This window comes from Lactobacillus acidophilus, assembly GCF_034298135.1.
GTDB lineage: Bacteria > Bacillota > Bacilli > Lactobacillales > Lactobacillaceae > Lactobacillus > Lactobacillus acidophilus.
The window spans coordinates 32549-51080 of the sequence record NZ_CP139575.1 but is presented as its reverse complement, the minus strand read 5'-3'; the positions used below and the strand labels follow the sequence as shown (position 1 = coordinate 51080).

Here is an 18532-nt window from a genome sequence, read left to right as displayed (position 1 = left end):
AATTTAAAAGTGTGTTTTAGTCTTTATTCCCATCTTTCTTTTTATAAGAAAAATAGCCTTTTTCACATTATTCTTACCGCCAATCTGTCCCCATGGCATTTCAACATATTTGATTCCATTAGTTTCAAGCCAAACATCCATTAACAATTCTGAAATATATCCATATACTCTTGCTTCTTGTACAGAATAATTTGAAATATCTATTATATTTTCTAATTTACTCAATACACCAAAAACAAAATTACAATATGATTCAAAAACCTTTTTACGCATTATGAACATATTAAACATATGCGCTTTTCTTCTATGCATTGCTTTATCAAAATTTGATAAATATTGTGGATAATTTTGGGCAACTACATCTCTCGTTCTATCTAAAGGTTCCCGATGATGAGCATGTATATAATGAGAATAATTTGTCTCAATATAATAGTTTCTTTTTTTAGGAAGGATTACATCATATTGAGTTAGTAATTCTTCTATTTTTTTGATACTAATAACATTACTTAACGTATACGGTTTCGTATCAAAAAAGAGACGACGATAGTGGACAAGACCTACTGCATCTACATTTTCCAAATTCTTCCAAGCCCAATAAACAGCGGTCAGTTCATTATAATTTGGATTCTTAAAAGATATATTATCACCCTCGTCGTCTCTTTGATATTTAATGTCTGGTTTATAATTTTTAGCTGCACCTACTAACACAGGCATATATCCATCAGTATTTGGCATTGGAAATTTCTTATGTGCAGCAACTAAAATTTTTATTTTCATAAAACTCCTTAATAAGCCCCATTCGGATGAATCATAACTAATACGGTCTTAATAATCAATTTAAAGTCTTCCCACAATCCAGAATGATTGATATAAACAATATCAAGCCATACCATTTCATCAAAGTCTGCTTCATTTCTACGCGTTACTTGCCAAAGTCCAGTACACCCAGGCATAACTAATAGACGTTGTTTATCATAATCCGTATACTCTTCAACTTCAGAAGGAAGAGGTGGACGTGGTCCTACTAACGACATGTCTCCGATCAGAACATTGTATAATTGTGGTAATTCATCAAGACTATATTTACGAATCATATGCCCAATTTTGGTAATTCTTGGATCATCTTTAATCTTAAACATAGCTCCATTGACTTCATTTTGATCTTCTAATTTATCCAGCATCTTATCTGCATTAACAACCATGGAACGAAACTTCCACATTCTAAATGGCTTTTCATTCTTACCAATTCGCTCTTGCGAATAAAATGCTGGGCCACCATCTTCGTGTCTAATTCTAATAATTAGATACAAAAATAATGGTGATAGAAGAACTAATCCAATCGCACTGGCTACGATATCAAATAACCGCTTAACTGTGTGATAAAAAGGTCGATTATATACCTTCTTAGGATTAACTTTCAGTCTTTCCATCGCCATCATTATTCCTCTTATCCTCTTTTTTACTTAGTAACTTACTTAAAAACCAACTACTCCTAAAGCTGTATTATAATACTTCTTTATTTCTATGATTAAAATAACCAAAACTTCTTCTTTTTCTTAAGTGGTCGCCAATTCAATTGAACATTATCGCCGTTCACAATTGCGCGAGCATTATCTTCGAATTCTTGAGCACGTCCACTTCCAAATTCATTGCTCAACTTCTTTAATGCTGCACTATATTCATATTGTCTCTTAGGCAGATCATGAGCATCGGATGCAAAGCAAGCACATTGTCCAGCTTCAATGAAGCGTCTACTCATTTCTTCTATTTTCTGGCCAAATGTTCCAACATATGAACTAGCAGTAATTTGAACTAGACAACCTTGCTCAATTAATTCTTGCGAGATATGTGGCTCTTTTAAGATTCTACTGTTACGTTCCGGATGCACAACAATTGGTGTAATACCACGTTGTTGAATGCTAAAGATCATATCTTTAGCATAAGTTGGTACATCATCACTTGGAAATTCCAATAACATGTATTGTCCCTCTTCATCTAAGAAGAGAATGTCATCATTATCTAATGCATCAGGCAAATCGCCTGAAATACGCACTTCTTGCCCAGGAAATACTGTTAATGGAATCTTTGCTTCATCAAGCATATCTTGAAAGTTCTCAGTTAATCGAATCACATCATCTTTGTGATTAAGATATTTTCCATTTAACGTATGTGGTGTACATACTGCATGTGTTATACCATCTTTTACAGCATCCCTTGCCAACTTAATTGATGTTTCCCAATCTTTTGATCCATCATCAATTCCTGGCAAAATGTGACAGTGAATATCAACTAAAGTCATAATTACTTCCTAAATTTAGAGAACAATCCTTTTTTCTTTGTATCTTCTTCTCCGTAGCCATAACCATAGCCGTAGCCGTAACCATAGCCATAACCCGCATTATCAGAACTTACATCATTCATGATGTAACCCAAGATACGTGCCTTTGCAAATTCAAGCATTTCAACAGCACGCTTAATGGCCATCTTTTGCGTCTTCCCTTGGCGAACTACTAAGACAACCCCATCTAAGTGACTAGCAAGTTCTTGTGTATCAGATACTTCAAGAACAGGAGCTAAGTCGATAATAACTAAATCGTAGTGTTCTTCAGTAAGTTTAACAAAGTCACGCATACGCTTAGAACCTATCAGTTCTGCCGGGTTAGGTGGCATCGGACCAGCCGTTAACACGTAAAGATTATCTACGCCGCTCTCTTGTACTACGCTATCAAGATCAACTTCCTTAGCAGTTGAAGAGATAACCGTACTAAGACCAACATGATTACTTAAGTTAAAGGTTGAGTGCACTGTAGGTCTACGTAAGTCGGCATCGACCAATAAGACTTTACGACCTGCTTGAGCATAAGTAACAGCAACGTTAGCAGCCACAGTAGATTTATCTTCACTAATATTAGCAGAAGTAAATGCTAAAGACTTAATGTCATGATCCACTGCCATAAAGTTAATATTAGTACGAACAGTACGGAATTGTTCAGCTATTGGACTCTTTGGCTTAGCTACAGTGATTAACTTAGCACCATGTTTAATAGTTTCATCTGTACCACGCTTTTTCTTAAATAATGGCATTTTGTCCTCCTACTCTTATACTCTACGTCTCTTAGCTTGTCCACGATTAGTCATATTTGCACTCTTTTTAATAGTAAATGAAGATGACAAGTGGAAGTGAGCAATTTGACCTAAGTTAGTTAAGCCTAATTCACGAGTTAAGAATTCATCGTCACGAACAGTAGTATTACTCATTTCACGAATAATAACTACAGCAAAGCTCAATACTAACCCAACTACAAATCCAGCTAGAGTGAACAACTTAACGTTAGGTGAGGATTGAACACCATTAGTACCATTTGCCACAATCGTTACGTTATTAACGCTCATAATAGTAGGAATTTCTTTACGGAACGTTTCAGCTACTGCATTTACTTCTGCCTTCGCCTTAGCTGGTGTATCGGCTTCCGCTGAAATTGAGAAGACTTGTGATTGTTGTTGGGTACCTACTGAGATACTCTTAGCAAGTTCACTTGCAGAAACTGAATAACTCTTACCGCTTCGTTCAATTACAGCTGGTTGAGCTTTTCTTACTAATCTTCTTCTACCATTTTCATCAGTTCTGTACACTGCTTTTTGTGCTTTTTTCACAACAACAGTTGGATTGGCCAAACGATTAGAAGCTTCTGTTAAGATCTTGTTACTTGTTACAATGTCTTTATAAGTAGTAACCATCTGCATGTTAGCTTGTTGAGTCGCATAAGCTGCGTTTGGATCATTGTTACGACTCTTTTGGTTAACTAATAATTGAGCAGTTGAAGTATATTTAGGAGAAATTACAAATTCTGAAACTCCCCAGCCCACTAAGGCAAGACCTACACTCCAAAGAATCAATGCCCAGATATGCTTACGGCAAATGCGTAATAATTGGGTAAGATCGATTGTATTTTCTTGTTCTTGTTTTTGTTCCATATCTCTTTCCTTATACTATTACTATTGATTCATGACATAGCTGGCACTATTAGCAGCAACTCGTACCTTAGGAAGACCTAATGCTGCTCTTAATTTATCAGACACTCTTTGCCTTTCTTGTCTACTTACTACTTCGATTTCCATAGTACCAAACTTAGGATTCTGAGTTTGCTTACTTACACCTTGAGCATGATCTTGTGACAAGTTATCTGTTGCATGTCTATAATCCATCCCGATCTTGTACATTTGATTCATAGTCAAGTCAGTTTGCATTTCACTTGAGATTGAATTCAAGAATTTAGTATTAAGTAATGTAGTAGGTGAGATAGACTTCTTAAGAAGTGCCATGACAACACGGCGATCACGGTCTTGACGACCATAATCTTGACGTGGATCCCCATGTCTAAGTTGAGCAAAGGCTAATGCCTTCTTACCATCCATATGGTAGGTCTTACCTTCTTGGAAGTGGTATCCCATATTGTCGAAAGTCAATGGTGAAGTTACATCAATACCACCAACTTGATCAATAGCCTTCTTAAGACCACCCATGTTGATCATAATGTAACCGTCAATTGGCACACTATAGTATTTATCCAATGTCTTAACTGTTTCACCAACTCCGCCTAGTGTATAAGCAGAGTTAATCTTCGTTACTCCATATTGTGGGAAATCTGGGAAGATTGCATTTGAATCACGTGGAATAGATACAATTGACGTACTATTAGTCTTAGGATTAATTGCCATCATCATGATGGTATCAGTACGTCCTTTCCAGCTACGTCCCATTGCTCCAGTATCAGTACCGAGCAAAAGAATATTGATTGGTTTTTTCTGCGCTAGCAAATTATCAAGATTACGTCCCTTGTTGCTCTTAGTTGTCTTAGCAACGGGAGTATACATATTTTGCGTGGTATCGCGTAAATTCTTATAAACCATACCACAAACAAAAAGTACAATGACTACAATAACGCCGATCACAATCCAGAACCAATGCCAAAACTTACGATGGTGATGACGGTGATGTCTATGGTGGTGATGGCGACGTACATCATTATTTGGTTGATTATTTTCTGCCATTTTGATCCCCTTATTTATTTATACAACTTTCTTATTATATACTCATACTGCTGTTTTTTACCAGATCTGTAACGGTTTTCTAATCTAAATAATCGTGTTTTTTCATATTATATTAAATATGTAATACAATTAACTTACATACATTTTTAATAACGAGGTGTTTACATGATAGATAATCAACCTAAAAAAACTAAGGCCTATATCGCAGGCGTTAACTTGAAGGATCCTAACTTCGACTACTACATGACTGAACTTGCTAACTTAACTGAAGCAAATAATATGGAAGTAGTTGGTCAAAGCTCACAAAACGCGGAATCAATCGTTGCCGGAACTTACTTCGGTGTCGGCAAGATTAACGAGATTAAGTCGATGGCCCAAGGCTTGAAAGCTAAAGTCTTGGTCTTAAATGATGAATTAACTCCAGTACAGATCCGTAATCTTGAGAAGTTAACCAAGATGCGCGTGATTGATCGAACTGAATTAATCTTAGAAATCTTCGCCAGTCGTGCAAGAACTAAGCAAGCTAAGCTACAAGTTCAACTCGCCAGATTGCAGTACGAATTGCCACGTCTTCACCCTTCCGAGAACAACCTGGACCAGCAACGTGGTGGTGGCTTCTCCAACCGTGGTGCCGGTGAAAGTAAACTTGAATTAAATCGTCGGACAATCGGTAAGCAAATCTCTGCTATTAAGAAAGAACTCAAGGCTGTTGCCAGCCAAGAAGAGATTAAATCAGCTCGCCGTAATCAAAGTCGCATCCCTAAAGTTGCTCTTGTCGGCTACACCAACGCCGGCAAGTCCACAACAATGAACGGCCTACTCCGCGAATTCTCTAAAGAAGGCAGCGACAAGGAAGTTTTCGTTAAGAACATGCTCTTTGCCACTCTGGACACCAGCGTGCGTCGTATTGATTTAAAAGATAATTTCAGTTTTATCTTGTCTGACACCGTTGGTTTTATTTCTAAGTTACCACACAACTTAGTTGAATCATTCAAGGCAACCTTGCAAGAAACACGCGACGCTGATCTTTTGATTAACGTGGTTGATGCATCCGACCCTAACATGGTCCAGATGATCCGCACTACACAGAACGTGCTAGACGAGATCGGCGTTAAAGGCATTCCAATGATCACCGCCTACAACAAGGCCGACAAGACCGACCGCAATTATCCACAGATCGAAGGTAGCGACATTCTTTATTCAGCAACTGATCCCAAGTCAATTAAGCTCTTGGCTGATCTCATCACTAAGCGTGTCTTCTCTGATTATGGCAAGTTCAACCTCACACTTCCTTTGAGTGCAGGTAAGGAACTGGCCTACTTACACGAGAATGCTCAGATCTTGAGTGAAAACTATGAAGACGACGGCGTCCACATCGAAGCCAACATTGCACCGGATGATCAAGGTCGTTTTAAAGAATATCTAGTCTAATTATAGGAACGAATAATGAAAAAACATAATTTGCTGGTAATCGCTGTTGCGTTATTCGGGTGTGTTGCACTTAGCAGTGAACCTGTTCAAGCAGCCAAATATTCTAAATCAGAAGCTAAGAAAGTTAAGTATTTCCAGCGCGAATATCGCGGCTTGAGTAAGACCAAATACAACCGCAATACCATTTACCAGCAAGCACCCAACTTTGCCGATCCTTTTTCACCAGGGACGTTAACTCCTACATATATTCCTGATACGATGGGCTACATTAATTACTATCGTGAATTAGCAGGACTGCCGGCTGAAGCTAATCATAACGAAGACAATCAAAGCGCCCAAATCGGGGCAGTAGCGTTAGCTTCCGTTAACGCGGCCGCCAACTTGAAGGCCCATGGCCTACTTGACTATCTTCGCCCTAGTTATATTAGTGAATCTGATTGGGATATCGCTGAAAGTTCTACTTTAGGTAATATCAACTTCTTGGATAACGCCGGTAGTACCTCAGCTGGTGAGATAGTAACGGATCTGATTCGCGAGGATAATAATATCGCAGGTACTGGGAACATCGGCCACCGGGCCATGATCTTATCTACTCGCGCAACGCGGATGGGAATCGGTGCGGCATACGGCTTAAGCAACGATATGCTCTATTCTGTGGAATACGGACTATTTGCCGATGACATCTTGCGTACGCCCGTGAAGAAGCAAGTTGTTTATCCCGCTACCACGGTCTTTCCCTATGAATTAATTGGCAGGAATACTCCATGGTCGTATGCAACAACGAAGAAGATCTCTGGTACACCGAAGATTTATATTACTGATTTATCCACCAAAAAGAAGAAACGTTATCGCGCAACACAAGTACGCAATTTTAACACGATGTTTTACGGTGAAGGTTATACCACAACGATCACGTATCGCCCAGGTAAGATTAAGTTAGTTAATACACATAAGTACAAGGTACAGATTGGCAAGCATTATACATACTCATTTAGATTTTTTAGACAGAACGGAAAATTAAAGTAGATACAAAAAGAGTCTGGGAAATAAGTCTTATTTTGACTTAAAATCTAATTTCTTAGAAAGTAAAAATACTGATATATCAGCATTTGTTTAAATGCTAATTATCAGTATTTTCTTTATTTTAGAGTTTTTCCCAGACTCTTTAGAATATGTTTAGATTTATTATTTATATTAACTCCAACTTTAACTAAAATAGTTATTAGGCTTAAGTGGTCGCTCCCTTAGGCTTAGTAACTCTTCGTGACTACACACCCCTCAAATTCTGAAGTTACGGAGGTGACAGTCATGAATAATTGGATAGACTGGAGAGTTAGCGCACCATGATCGTGCTTACTATTGCAGTAAGAATTATCCTAGACGCTTTGGGCAAATTTGCCATTCGTCTAGCGATAGCTTACGCGACAATAAAAAAAGCTAATCGCAAGGATTAGCTAACAACACAGTCATCTGAGTTACGATCGGAGTTAGTGAGTCCCATTCACTAGCTCCTTTTCTTTTATAATTATATATTTTTATTGCTCAATTCGCAATTATTACACTAAATGCCACCCTAATCAAGGTGGCATTTGTTCATTATAATGATTCTACAATTGTTCCTATTGATGTGTTCTAATTAATCACGACGTTTACGATCAATTAATCCTAAACTTGCAAGTGCAATTAAGGCTAAGCCGATTAAGCCGGCATTGCTCTTCTTTTCACCAGTTTGTGGCAAAGTATTCTTATTGTTGTCAGCTGCTTTATTTACAGTTGAAGTAGATTTCTTTGAACCATTAGTTGCTTGAGTGCCCTTTGGTGCAACTCTGTGAGAAAGCTTAATAGTGTGAGTACCTGTCTTTTTGTGTTCAACACTACTATGGTTCTTCTTAGCTGCTTTATTTTCACCATGTGGCTTAACAACTTTAGAATTATCATCCTTACGCTTGTCTGGATTACTTGGTTTCTTTTCAGGCTTTGGATTTTCTGGTTCATCTGGTGTTGGAGTTACAGGATCTGTCTTTGGTTCTTGTGGATCTTTTTTATCCGGATCAACTTCTGGCTTTACTGGATCTGGAATGATTGGTTCAGGATTTACCGCATTTGACTTATAAGTAATTACTACAGTTACATTCTCAGTATCTTTATTAACAGGTTCTGAAGCAACAGACTTGCTCTGAGTTCCATCTACGTAAGAATCATATCCAGCAATTTGTGGCACATCAAATTTAGTCCATTCACCACTTGTTGGAGTCCATGACGTAGCCTCTTCAGTACCATCGACATGCTTAGTGACTTCACGCTTAAACTCTACAGTTTGCTCTTTAGTACTTGTGGTGCCATCAGGATTTTCAATAATAATTGTTCTGGTTGGCTTCTTAGTTTCAGTAGTGTTAGTTGGAGCAACAATATGTAATTGATATTTGCTGGTCATTAAGTCTGCTAAAATATTGCCATCTTTTTCAGCATGGATATTTTCACTATATGGATCATATGAACTAGCCGGAGACAAACGCAATGTGATTTTAACAATATTATTATCAGTATCTTGCTGAGCATCCCAATCATGACTCAATTCGCCAATATCGTTTTTAACATTATCTGCATTAGTTACTTGATTGAAGTATTGGTGCAAGTCATCTAAGTTAGTAAAGATGAAATTCAATCCGCGTTGGCCAATTTGGTTAGAATTATCATCAGCTCTAACGTAAGTTACATAATCTGAATTTTGACGTCCAGTTACATTGTTTCCAGATTTATCAGTCCAAGTTTGATTATTAATCTTAAGCAAATCTTGAAGAGCTTCACCGTTTTGACCATTAGCAATCACTACAATTGCTTTATTTCCTTCAAAGTCATTAATTTCAAAAGCATTTCTAGCATCTGGTAAGATGACCTTATTCATTGAGATAACAGCTGGATTGGTTAAGTTCTTAAACATATTCTCAACGCCGCGAAGCACTCCTACACCAGCCTTACCTTCAACATAACCAGCAGGAGTAATTCGTTTAATATTACTTAAATCCCAATTATCTAAGTTAATTTGCTTAGCGCCAGAGGAGTTGAACATCCCTTCAGCAATTTGTAATTTACCTGTATTCCAGCCACTCAAGTCAATGTTAGTTAACTTAGGAGTATTATAGAACATTTGACGAGTATCATGAACATTCTTGGTATTCCAATGAGAAATATCACCAACAGTAGTTAATGAAGTATCACCCGCAAACATCATTGCCAGACTGTAGTTTTGTTCAGTATGCTTTAACCCAACACTACTTACATCCCATTTAGAAAGATCTAATTTTTCAAGGTTCTTGTCATTGGCAAACATGTAACTCATATCAGTTACTTTACCAGTGTTCCAATCATTAACGAAGCTTAAATCTTTTTGTAAGAACATGTTAAAGAACATGTAGCTCATGTCAGTTACATTGGAAGTATCCCAACCGGTTAGATCTAATTTACCGTCATCTATATTTTTTAAATCATAGAACATGTAGGCCATATTAGTTACCTTGCTAGTATTCCACTTAGAAAGGTCACCCAAACTAGTTAAATTAGTCTGTCCGGCAAACATATATAGCATATTAGTTACATTGGAAGTATCCCAATTGCTTAAATCAAGTTTAGTCAAATGTCCTAAACTCTCAAGACCTTTTGGATCATAATTATCTGTTGTTGGATTGTTAAAAGCAGCAAACATGTATGCCATATTAGTTACATTTGAGGTATTGAAATCTTCAAGTCCTTTAATAATTTTAAGCTTTGGATCATTAAAGAACATGTAACTCATATCGGTAATATGACTAGTGTCCCAGCCAGTTAGGTCTATACTTTCAATATTCGGCATATTAGAGAATAGATTATTAAAACTGGTGATACTTGGTGAAAAGCTAACACCGCTTAAATCAAGAGTAGTTGCGTTGGAATTCTTAGCTGCTCTAATAACGGCATCTAAAACTTCACGGGTAATATTTTTAGTACCATTAATATTTACGCTTTGTAATTTAGTATCTGCAAAAGCAAACATTACGTTTGTATTAGCATCTGGTGCAAACTTGGTATTACTAAAATCAACATTTTCCAAGTTATTTGCACCGTAAAACACTGTGCTAAGATCTTTTACTTTTTCTAAGTTAAGACCAGATAAGTTAACACTCTTCAATGAAGTATCATTAAAGAACATACCGCCCATATCTGTAATATGGCTAATATCAAGACCGCTTAAGTTAGCGCTCCCAAGGTTAGGCATGTTAGCAAATAAACCATGTAAGCTAGTAACATTTGGTGAAAGATTAATACCGCTCAGATCAACAGTCGTTGTACCTGTATTGCTGAGTGCCTTTAGATATATATCTAAGATGCTACGTGGAATACTCTTAGTGTTAGTAATGTTTACACTCTTTATCTTTCCACCAACCCAGTCAAACATATTATTGGTGTTGGTTACTTTACTTAAATCCAAGCCGCTTAAATCTAAACTTTCTAGATTACTATCTCCAGAAAACATGCCACCCATATCTGTAATATGACTAATATCAAGACCGCTTAAGTTAACGTTCTTAAGGTCAGGCATGTTAGAAAACAAGCCATGTAAACTAGTAACATTTGGTGATAAATTGATATCACTTAGGTCAGCAGTGGTTGCGTTAGAGTTCTTAATTGCTCTAGCGTAAATTCTTAATATATCATCAGTAACATTTTTAGCATTTTTAAGATTTACGCTCTTTAAATTGTAGTCTGCATATGAAAACATGCTATTTGTATTAGGGTTGTTAATAAAATTCCAACCACTCATGTCCACATTGTACAAATTATTTGCACCATAAAATAATGAGGACAAGTTAGTCATATTTTGAATATTCCAACCACTTAAGTTAGCATCATTTAAGCCAGTATCACCATTAAATGCACCAGCCATACTAGTAACTTGGCTTGTATCTAAATGACTTAAATCGACACTCTTTAATTTGGTAGAGCCAGCAAAAGCATTGCTCCAGTCTCCTTTAGCATAGACTTTATTTTTATCTTCACTGCCTTGATCATCAATCACAATACTGGTTGCGCCATTTTTAGTAATGTTTTGAATTAAATCCTTAGTAATGAAAACTTTGTCGATATCTGTAATCTTTCCAGCCTTGATAAAATCTTCTGTATTTGGAATGTAGATATTTTCTTTATCACTACCATTGTATTTATTTAAGGTGTACTCGTGAGTTTCATCATTGAGACTACCACCCCAGTCAGCAACGTTATATTTGCTGTCATTTTGTGTTTTAGGTTGAGTAGTATTGCTAGCAACTGGTGATTGTGTATTTTCTACATTTTGGTCAGCTGATTTTTGAGTTTGGTTGGCAGCTGGGGGTACTTGACTTTGAGCAGTATCAGCCTTTGTTTCACTAGATTCTGTTTTTTGAACTTGTGTATCTTTTTTATCTGTAGTTGATTGAGAAGTTTCTCCTGTATTATCTTGTTTACTATTTTGAGGAACTTCTACTGTTTGAGCAGCATTCTTTTGAGCACTACTATCTGAATCATTCTGTTGAGTGGTAGTGGCATCAGTAGATTTATCCGTTGAAACTTGCATTGCTTCAGGTTGAGTATTACCAGTCATTTCATCAGCGTTTACTGTTTGACCGTTAATTCCCATAAAAGTGATCCCTATTAATACTGAAGCAGCACCAATAGTTAATTTACGAATTGAAAAATGAGCTTTTTGATTGTTCATTTGCATAAGTTTCTCATTAAAGTTGTTTTTAGATAACATTTCGCATCGTCTCCTCATTCACTTGATATACTCGAGTATACTATTTTCAGTTTTTAAAACAATAGTTATGTAATTGGAAAAACGCTTTAAAGCCGGTTGTTTAGCGAATTATTAAATTTTAGATTTTTTGTTATTTAAAAGAGTAAATAAAAAAGGAAGCTGAACTTTCAGCTTTCCTTTTCATATTATAATATTCTCTTAGCAATTGTAGGCTCATTATAACTAGATACATTTTGCAAAATGGTTCCTTGTTCAGGAGTAGCCGCATTGACATATTGATTATTACCAATATAAATTGCAACGTGATATGGAGCGGTCTCAGAACCCCAAAATACTAAATCCCCTGCTTGAAGTTGGTTAAGTGGAACTGTTTGTCCCACTTTAACCTGATCATAAGTAGTACGAGGTAAATTAATTCCTGCAGCATGTTGGTAAACATATTGAACTAAGCCAGAACAGTCAAATTTATCAGGTCCTGCAGCTGCCCAAACATAGGGCTTACCCACCTGCTCTTTAGCAAGGGCTACAATTGAAGCAGCTTTACTTGAAGCTTGCATTGAAGAATTTTTATTTTCTTCATTCTTCTTAACTGTCTCATTAACGATTTGATTAGCCTTTTTAACTTTTTCTTCTTTAGTCTTATTTGTATTATTATCTTTTAATGCGGCAGAAATTTTTTTATTAACATTCGTAGTTGTTTTCTTAACTTTATTAGCTAAAGTAGCTACCGATGTCTTTTTCTTCGTAGCTGTCTTAGTAGATTCAGTTGCTTCATTGACATCAACGGTATAACGCGCTTCAATCCATTCACGCGTCCCTACTTTATACCATAGATTACCCTTACTATCGACAGCTGTCGCAGCTACATTCCAAACAGAGCCATCTTTAGCACGATAGCCCATAAACTTACCATTTTCATAATTTGTCCAAATATTCAAACTTTTACCAGGTAAATAACTAATCTTTACTCGTTTAATGGCAGTAAAGTTTGCTGCACGGACAGTTTTAAGTGATGTTATTGCAGAAACGCCTGTAACAGAAAGCGCTGCAGCCGCTCCCAATTTAAATAATTTGTGCTTTGACATAATTCAATCCTCTTGGTAGCGAAATCAATCCCACTATTGCTCTCATTAATGACTCCATTATCACATGTGCTATAAGAAAGCGCAAATAACTAGGTATTATTAAAAAAGACACATCACGAATTGTGAGGTGCCTTTAACTTTATTTCTATTGATTTTAATTCAAAATACGTTTAGCAACACTTGGGTAGAAATAAGTGCTGATAGTTTGCTTAACTACACCTTGTCCAGGAGTAGCTGCATGAATATATTGATTGTTACCGACATAGATACCCACATGGTAAGGAGCACTTGCCGAACCCCAGAAGAGTAAATCACCTGGTTGAAGGTTATTCATTGAAACGGTAGTACCTTGCTTTACTTGATCATAAGTGGTTCTACCAATATTAACACCAGCTGCTTTTGAGTAAACATATGAAGTAAGACCTGAACAGTCAAAACTATCTGTACCTTGAGCACCATAAACATAAGGCTTACCAACTTGAGCAGAAGCTAAAGTGATAACTGATGATGCATCCCCAGTTGCTTGAACTGACTTCTTAACCTTCTTGGTCTTATTAGCTGCAGCAGTGGTGGTAGTGGTCTTCTTGGTAGCTGCATTTGCTGTCTTAGTTGATGCAGCACTAGCATCAGTTGTAGCATATTGTGCTAAAATCCATTTATTTTCCCCAATCTTGTACCAATTACGGCCCTTTGAATCAAACTTTTGCTCTAACACTTCCCAAGTGGTACCGTGTTGTGCACGTTGGCCGGTGAAGTGACCGCCATTGTAGTTGTCCCAGATGTTAACACCATATCCTGGAACATAATTAATTGTAACTTTAATTGTGGCAGCTTGAACATTAGCAGTAGTTGAATCTGATTGAACAGCATTTACTGCAGCCACACCGGTTATAGTTAAAGCAGCAGCTGCAGTAACTTTTACGAAATTGTTCTTAATATTCATTAAGTACTCCTGTATCTATAATACAAAACTAGATTTCTGCGGTAACGAAAATTCTATTAAACTTAATATAATTTAAAATCTTAAAAATTATTTAACACATCCAACAATGTCTATAATAGTTGCCTTATGTTACAAAATAGTTACAAAGGTAATACTAATTTAATAAAAATAGTTATCCTTTTCATATTTCTGTTGTAGAAATATCCACTATGCTAAGAAAAAGTAAAAAGAGAGCTAGAAATCTTTTTTCTAACTCTCTTTCTTAGATATATGTATTTTTTGTTTTTAAAAGATGAATTAACCGATAACACGCTTAGCAGCTGATGGGTAGAATGATGCTAAAGTTTGAGTCTTAACATTTTGACCTGGAGCTGGAGCGTGAACAAACTTACCGTTACCAATGTAGATACCTACGTGTGAGTTACCCCAGAACAATAAGTCACCCTTCTTAAGAGATTTAGTTGAAACTGATACTGATTTACCGATAGTAATTTGACCGTAAGTAGTTCTTGGTAAAGTCTTGTTAGCTGCATTCTTGTAAACATAAGTAGTTAAGCCTGAGCAGTCGAATCCGTAAGGGCCAGTAGCACCCCAAACGTAAGGCTTACCAACTTGCTTCTTAGCAAGCTTAACAATAGCGTTACGCTTTTGGGTTGTAGCTGAAACCTTCTTTACTGAATTTGATTCAGGTGTACTGGTTTCAATAGATGAAGCTGAGTTGTTGGTGTCAACAGTAGTGGTATTTTCAACATCGTCAGCGTGAACAGTTGCTGGAACGCTAACTGCTGAAAGACCTGTAAAGAAAATTGATAAAGCTGCTGTGTATTTAACCAAAGTACGTTTGAAAATCAAAATTAATTGTCTCCTTTAAAAACTGTTTTCTTGTTTTTTATTTATCGTTTTAATTTCTTAATTAATGCCAAATCAATTGACGTTTTATATAATACCTTTCGAATGTTACATAACTGTGTCAAAAAAACTACCATCACGTTAAGAAACAGTTCCAGCAAAAAAACAATCTGTAAAAAAGACCACTTTGTAAAGATTAATGAAAGCTTGCTACCAGCTGATCTAGCGCATTCTTAGTCTTAGATAGATCATCATTAACTAATACATGAGCGTAAGGCTTTAAGTCCTCCGGTAATGCGTTTAACTCACTGCCACTAAGCCTTTCCTTGATTTTGGCAGGATCATCTCCTCGCTTTAACAAGCGCTCTTTTAATTCTTCTTTAGTTGAAGTAGTAATGTATAAAAAATATACCTTATCTTTCAACTGATTAATGTAAGAATAGATTCCTTTGATATCAACAATTAATGAGACTAAGTCGTTCTTTTTCCAAGCGAGATTTAATGCTTCACGACTTGAGCCGTATTGATATGAACCATAAGTAATATGTTCAAAGAAATGGAGCTGGTTAAAAGTTTCATCTGTTTCAAAATGATATGAAACACCTTGCTTTTCTCCAGCTCGCATCGGTCGCGTCGTATGTGTCAATACACGCGGAATGCCATATTTTTCATTTAAATAATCAGAAATAGTCGTCTTACCAGCACCACTTGGCCCCGCGATCAGAATTATTTTTTTCAAAAGAAAGTCCCCCACTTGAAAATATTGCTCATCTATATTAACATGCTTCTGTTTAGAAAGACTAAGACTTTTTATCGTGATTATCGAGAAAGGAAGACAAGCCTATGAAAAAAGCAGATGTAAAAGTTGGCGCCATTGTTGGTGCTAAGTCAGAAGAAGAACTTAAGAAGCCGTTCCAAGGTAAAGTAGAAAAAATTTATGAAAACTCTGCTCTTTTAGCAATTACTTCATACGATCCAGTTGATACCACCGCCGTTAGTGACCTGAACAACAAGATCGTTGTTAACTTCAAGAACTTAAAGGCTGCTCGCGCCGCTAAAAATAGTAAGACTGCTTCAACTAACAAAGTTAAGGTTGAAAAGATCGCTAAGAAGAAAGACGATTCTTCAAAAGAAGAAAAATAATTTTCTAATTGCTTAGTATCCTACGTATTTGCGCAGGATATTTTTTTGCCTAAAATAAAAAAGATACAAAGTAAAAGAAGGAAAAAGTATGAAAGAAAAAACTAGAACTGTCTTGTATTGGTTCATTCTTATTCAGCCATTTCTCGACCTTTATTGGTTCTACAATGGTAAATTAGCCAATATTTTGCCATTTACTCTGCCAACAATTATCAGGATTTTAGCTGTTTTTGTAATTTTTTGCATGTTTTTTAGCCAAAAGCAAAACTGGCAAAAATTAGGCCAAGAAAAGTGGCTAATCGTTTATCTGGCTCTTTTGATTATTTACTCGCTCTTGCACTTAATCCATGTCAGACATTTCAACAGCGTTAATCCAAGCGACTACAACTACTCTACTGTTAGCGAAGTATTTTACTTAATTAGAATGCTTATGCCGCTAATGGTAATTTTCTTTACCAAAGAATTGAATTTTACTCACAAACAATTTAGACAGGTAATTTCAGGCATTAGCGGTCTATTCTCGTTCACCATCGTGATTAGTAACTTATTCGTCATTTCACTTAGAAGTTACGAAACCGGCTTTATTAGTGCCAATATCTTTGAATGGTTCATTAACCCCAACATTGGCTATTCGCACATGGCTTCTAAAGGTTTCTTCAACTTTACGAATATGGTATCGGCAGTTCTTTTCATGCTCATGCCTTTAATGCTCTATTTCATGTTCAGTCACTTCAACTGGAGGATTGTCACACTAAATATTGTTCAAGCTTTAGCCATGATTGAACTTGGAACCAAAGTTGCCTTGATCGGCTTAATCGGTGGCATTATTATCGGTATTTTGCTTTATGTCTTTCATCTATTTATTGTTAAAGATGTTCAAAAAAATGGGAAAGCTGTCCTCGTTGCTCTTTTAATGGAAACCGGCACAATTGCGATCATTCCTTTTGGCCCAGCAATTCAGCGCTACAATTACGAAAAATATCTAGCTCAACAATCCGACAACAGTTTAACTCAAGCTAAACAAGAATTAGCTCAAGGATTAAAGAAGTATCCTACTGGAAAAAAGCGCAAAGAATTTTTAACTGACTTTATCGAAAAGCATTATCAAGATTATGCTTTAAACAAAAAATTTGTCACTAAGAGCTACCCTTATAAATATGATCCAGAATTCTGGCTTAAGATCATGAATGAGCCAGGCACTTCTAGAATGGAAAACCGTCACGTCGAAAAGGCCATGCTGGATCAAGTACTTAAGACTAACAACAATAAATTAGATAAAGTTTTCGGTATTTCCTATACTCGAGAAACTAATATCTTTAACTTAGAGCGCGATTTCACTAGCCAGGTCTATTCACTGGGGTGGCTAGGCATGTTACTCTTCATTGAGCCATATATAGTTATCCTACTCTATGCCGCAATTAAGTGGTTAATGAATAAACAAAAACGTACATATTTAATTAGCTCAATGCTTTTGTCAATTGCTTTCATGCTCTTTGCAGCATTTTTATCAGGCAATGTCATGGACTTCTTAACTGCTAGCTTTATCTTAGCTTTTGCTGAAGGAAGTTTGCTTAGCGAAGTTACTCGAAAAAAGACGGAATAACAAAAAATAACTGACACTAGTCAGTTATTTTTTTACTTCTGTTTAATAAAACTTGCATCTGGAATGCGAATCAAGTAATAGCGCGTAGCTAAATGACCTGCATGCATCCCTATTCCATTTTGCCAATTTTTCTTATATTTAGCTGTATAAACAGCAACATAAGCACGTTGGTATTTCTTGTCCATCTTCGCCAATTCTTTTTTAACATACGGGATTTTCTCAGCATTAACATCTAAAGAAGTGTTTCCATATGCAATTGACGCATAATCGCTTGACGCAGTTATTTTACTTCCTGCTCGATAAAAAGTATAAGTCTGTGAACCATATTTCTTCTTAGCTGAATTAATTGTCACATAACTAGAATTACCAGTCCCAGTATTCATAATTAACGGATCATATTTAACCGTTGAAGTAATGCGATTGGCATCTTCTAAATCTGGATTATCCATAAAGGTCTGATTAAACATCCAACCAGCAGCAACTAATAAAATGACAATTTCAATTGCATTAAGTAAAAAGTTAGGCCAACTAAAGCGTTTATGTTGTTTAATAATCATCTTAATTCGACGTTTACGAATGTTTTGGATGATAAAGACTAAATAAAGAATGATAGCGACCCATATTAGGATCCCAATAATATTCCAGCTAAACATAAGCAGCCT

The 18532-nt window shown here is 36.3% G+C and carries 16 protein-coding genes; 4 read left to right on the top strand and 12 right to left on the bottom strand.

The genetic code is table 11. The features are described 5' to 3' along the window. Nucleotides 1-3 precede the first annotated feature (3 nt). The 6 genes from SO785_RS00290 to SO785_RS00265 all read right to left on the bottom strand — a co-directional run bounded on the left by SO785_RS00290 (nucleotide 4) and on the right by SO785_RS00265 (nucleotide 5052). Complete coding sequence (locus SO785_RS00290) at nucleotides 4-777, bottom strand: DUF4422 domain-containing protein (protein WP_003549870.1); 774 nt, start codon at nucleotides 775-777, stop codon at nucleotides 4-6. A gap of 8 nt (nucleotides 778-785) precedes the next feature. Further along, nucleotides 786-1436, bottom strand: a complete 651-nt coding sequence (locus tag SO785_RS00285) for a sugar transferase (RefSeq protein WP_021721391.1) — start codon at nucleotides 1434-1436, stop codon at nucleotides 786-788. Nucleotides 1437-1528: 92 nt separating this feature from the next. Further along, nucleotides 1529-2299 carry a tyrosine-protein phosphatase gene (locus SO785_RS00280; RefSeq protein ID WP_021873975.1) on the bottom strand — a complete coding sequence of 257 codons (771 nt, stop codon included), beginning with the start codon at nucleotides 2297-2299 and terminating at the stop codon, nucleotides 1529-1531. A 2-nt stretch (nucleotides 2300-2301) separates the two neighbouring features. After that, entirely contained in the window at nucleotides 2302-3084 is a 783-nt protein-coding gene (locus SO785_RS00275; protein WP_021873976.1) for a CpsD/CapB family tyrosine-protein kinase, read from the bottom strand. Between the two features lie 15 nt (nucleotides 3085-3099). Next, nucleotides 3100-3975, bottom strand: coding sequence for a YveK family protein (locus tag SO785_RS00270; RefSeq protein WP_003549864.1), 876 nt, complete (start codon nucleotides 3973-3975; stop codon nucleotides 3100-3102). 21 nt (nucleotides 3976-3996) lie between these two features. Further along, nucleotides 3997-5052, bottom strand: coding sequence for an LCP family protein (locus SO785_RS00265; RefSeq protein ID WP_003549863.1), 1056 nt, complete (start codon nucleotides 5050-5052; stop codon nucleotides 3997-3999). A 165-nt stretch (nucleotides 5053-5217) separates the two neighbouring features. On the opposite strand from SO785_RS00265, the gene hflX reads away from it, so the two are divergent. Beyond that, nucleotides 5218-6483 carry a GTPase HflX gene (hflX, locus tag SO785_RS00260; protein WP_003549861.1) on the top strand — a complete coding sequence of 422 codons (1266 nt, stop codon included), beginning with the start codon at nucleotides 5218-5220 and terminating at the stop codon, nucleotides 6481-6483. Nucleotides 6484-6498: 15 nt separating this feature from the next. Beyond that, on the top strand, nucleotides 6499-7509 hold the full coding sequence (locus tag SO785_RS00255; protein WP_003549859.1) for a CAP domain-containing protein: 1011 nt from the start codon (nucleotides 6499-6501) through the stop codon (nucleotides 7507-7509). Nucleotides 7510-8119: 610 nt separating this feature from the next. Here the strand turns inward: SO785_RS00255 and SO785_RS00250 are convergent. The 5 genes from SO785_RS00250 to SO785_RS00230 all read right to left on the bottom strand — a co-directional run bounded on the left by SO785_RS00250 (nucleotide 8120) and on the right by SO785_RS00230 (nucleotide 15866). Beyond that, entirely contained in the window at nucleotides 8120-12250 is a 4131-nt protein-coding gene (locus SO785_RS00250; protein ID WP_021873977.1) for a BspA family leucine-rich repeat surface protein, read from the bottom strand. A 185-nt stretch (nucleotides 12251-12435) separates the two neighbouring features. Further along, nucleotides 12436-13335: a C40 family peptidase gene (locus tag SO785_RS00245; protein ID WP_003549855.1), complete on the bottom strand. Its 900-nt coding sequence runs from the start codon at nucleotides 13333-13335 to the stop codon at nucleotides 12436-12438. A gap of 154 nt (nucleotides 13336-13489) precedes the next feature. Next, on the bottom strand, nucleotides 13490-14278 hold the full coding sequence (locus SO785_RS00240; protein WP_003549854.1) for a C40 family peptidase: 789 nt from the start codon (nucleotides 14276-14278) through the stop codon (nucleotides 13490-13492). A gap of 297 nt (nucleotides 14279-14575) precedes the next feature. After that, a complete protein-coding gene (locus tag SO785_RS00235) occupies nucleotides 14576-15130 on the bottom strand; it encodes a C40 family peptidase (protein WP_011254561.1) in 555 nt (184 codons plus the stop codon). A gap of 193 nt (nucleotides 15131-15323) precedes the next feature. Beyond that, on the bottom strand, nucleotides 15324-15866 hold the full coding sequence (locus SO785_RS00230; protein ID WP_021721393.1) for a guanylate kinase: 543 nt from the start codon (nucleotides 15864-15866) through the stop codon (nucleotides 15324-15326). Nucleotides 15867-15970: 104 nt separating this feature from the next. On the opposite strand from SO785_RS00230, the gene SO785_RS00225 reads away from it, so the two are divergent. Both SO785_RS00225 and SO785_RS00220 read left to right on the top strand, forming a co-directional pair. Next, nucleotides 15971-16270, top strand: a complete 300-nt coding sequence (locus SO785_RS00225; protein ID WP_003549842.1) for a DUF2187 family protein — start codon at nucleotides 15971-15973, stop codon at nucleotides 16268-16270. Between the two features lie 88 nt (nucleotides 16271-16358). Beyond that, nucleotides 16359-17870 carry an O-antigen ligase family protein gene (locus SO785_RS00220; RefSeq protein WP_003549839.1) on the top strand — a complete coding sequence of 504 codons (1512 nt, stop codon included), beginning with the start codon at nucleotides 16359-16361 and terminating at the stop codon, nucleotides 17868-17870. 32 nt (nucleotides 17871-17902) lie between these two features. Here SO785_RS00220 and SO785_RS00215 read toward each other — a convergent pair whose 3' ends face one another. After that, the gene (locus tag SO785_RS00215) at nucleotides 17903-18523 is read right to left on the bottom strand and encodes an LVIS_2131 family protein (protein ID WP_003549837.1); all 621 of its coding nucleotides are present in this window, start codon (nucleotides 18521-18523) and stop codon (nucleotides 17903-17905) included. Between the last annotated feature and the right edge of the window lie 9 nt (nucleotides 18524-18532).

What these genes read in the sequence shown, in the direction of transcription:
- SO785_RS00290 (WP_003549870.1), bottom strand. Translation starts at nt 777, where the DNA reads ATGAAAATAAAAATTTTAGTTGCTGCACATAAGAAATTTCCAATGCCA.
- SO785_RS00285 (WP_021721391.1), bottom strand. Translation starts at nt 1,436, where the DNA reads ATGGCGATGGAAAGACTGAAAGTTAATCCTAAGAAGGTATATAATCGA.
- SO785_RS00280 (WP_021873975.1), bottom strand. Translation starts at nt 2,299, where the DNA reads ATGACTTTAGTTGATATTCACTGTCACATTTTGCCAGGAATTGATGAT.
- SO785_RS00275 (WP_021873976.1), bottom strand. Translation starts at nt 3,084, where the DNA reads ATGCCATTATTTAAGAAAAAGCGTGGTACAGATGAAACTATTAAACAT.
- SO785_RS00270 (WP_003549864.1), bottom strand. Translation starts at nt 3,975, where the DNA reads ATGGAACAAAAACAAGAACAAGAAAATACAATCGATCTTACCCAATTA.
- SO785_RS00265 (WP_003549863.1), bottom strand. Translation starts at nt 5,052, where the DNA reads ATGGCAGAAAATAATCAACCAAATAATGATGTACGTCGCCATCACCAC.
- hflX (WP_003549861.1), top strand. Translation starts at nt 5,218, where the DNA reads ATGATAGATAATCAACCTAAAAAAACTAAGGCCTATATCGCAGGCGTT.
- SO785_RS00255 (WP_003549859.1), top strand. Translation starts at nt 6,499, where the DNA reads ATGAAAAAACATAATTTGCTGGTAATCGCTGTTGCGTTATTCGGGTGT.
- SO785_RS00250 (WP_021873977.1), bottom strand. Translation starts at nt 12,250, where the DNA reads ATGTTATCTAAAAACAACTTTAATGAGAAACTTATGCAAATGAACAAT.
- SO785_RS00245 (WP_003549855.1), bottom strand. Translation starts at nt 13,335, where the DNA reads ATGTCAAAGCACAAATTATTTAAATTGGGAGCGGCTGCAGCGCTTTCT.
- SO785_RS00240 (WP_003549854.1), bottom strand. Translation starts at nt 14,278, where the DNA reads ATGAATATTAAGAACAATTTCGTAAAAGTTACTGCAGCTGCTGCTTTA.
- SO785_RS00225 (WP_003549842.1), top strand. Translation starts at nt 15,971, where the DNA reads ATGAAAAAAGCAGATGTAAAAGTTGGCGCCATTGTTGGTGCTAAGTCA.
- SO785_RS00220 (WP_003549839.1), top strand. Translation starts at nt 16,359, where the DNA reads ATGAAAGAAAAAACTAGAACTGTCTTGTATTGGTTCATTCTTATTCAG.
- SO785_RS00215 (WP_003549837.1), bottom strand. Translation starts at nt 18,523, where the DNA reads ATGTTTAGCTGGAATATTATTGGGATCCTAATATGGGTCGCTATCATT.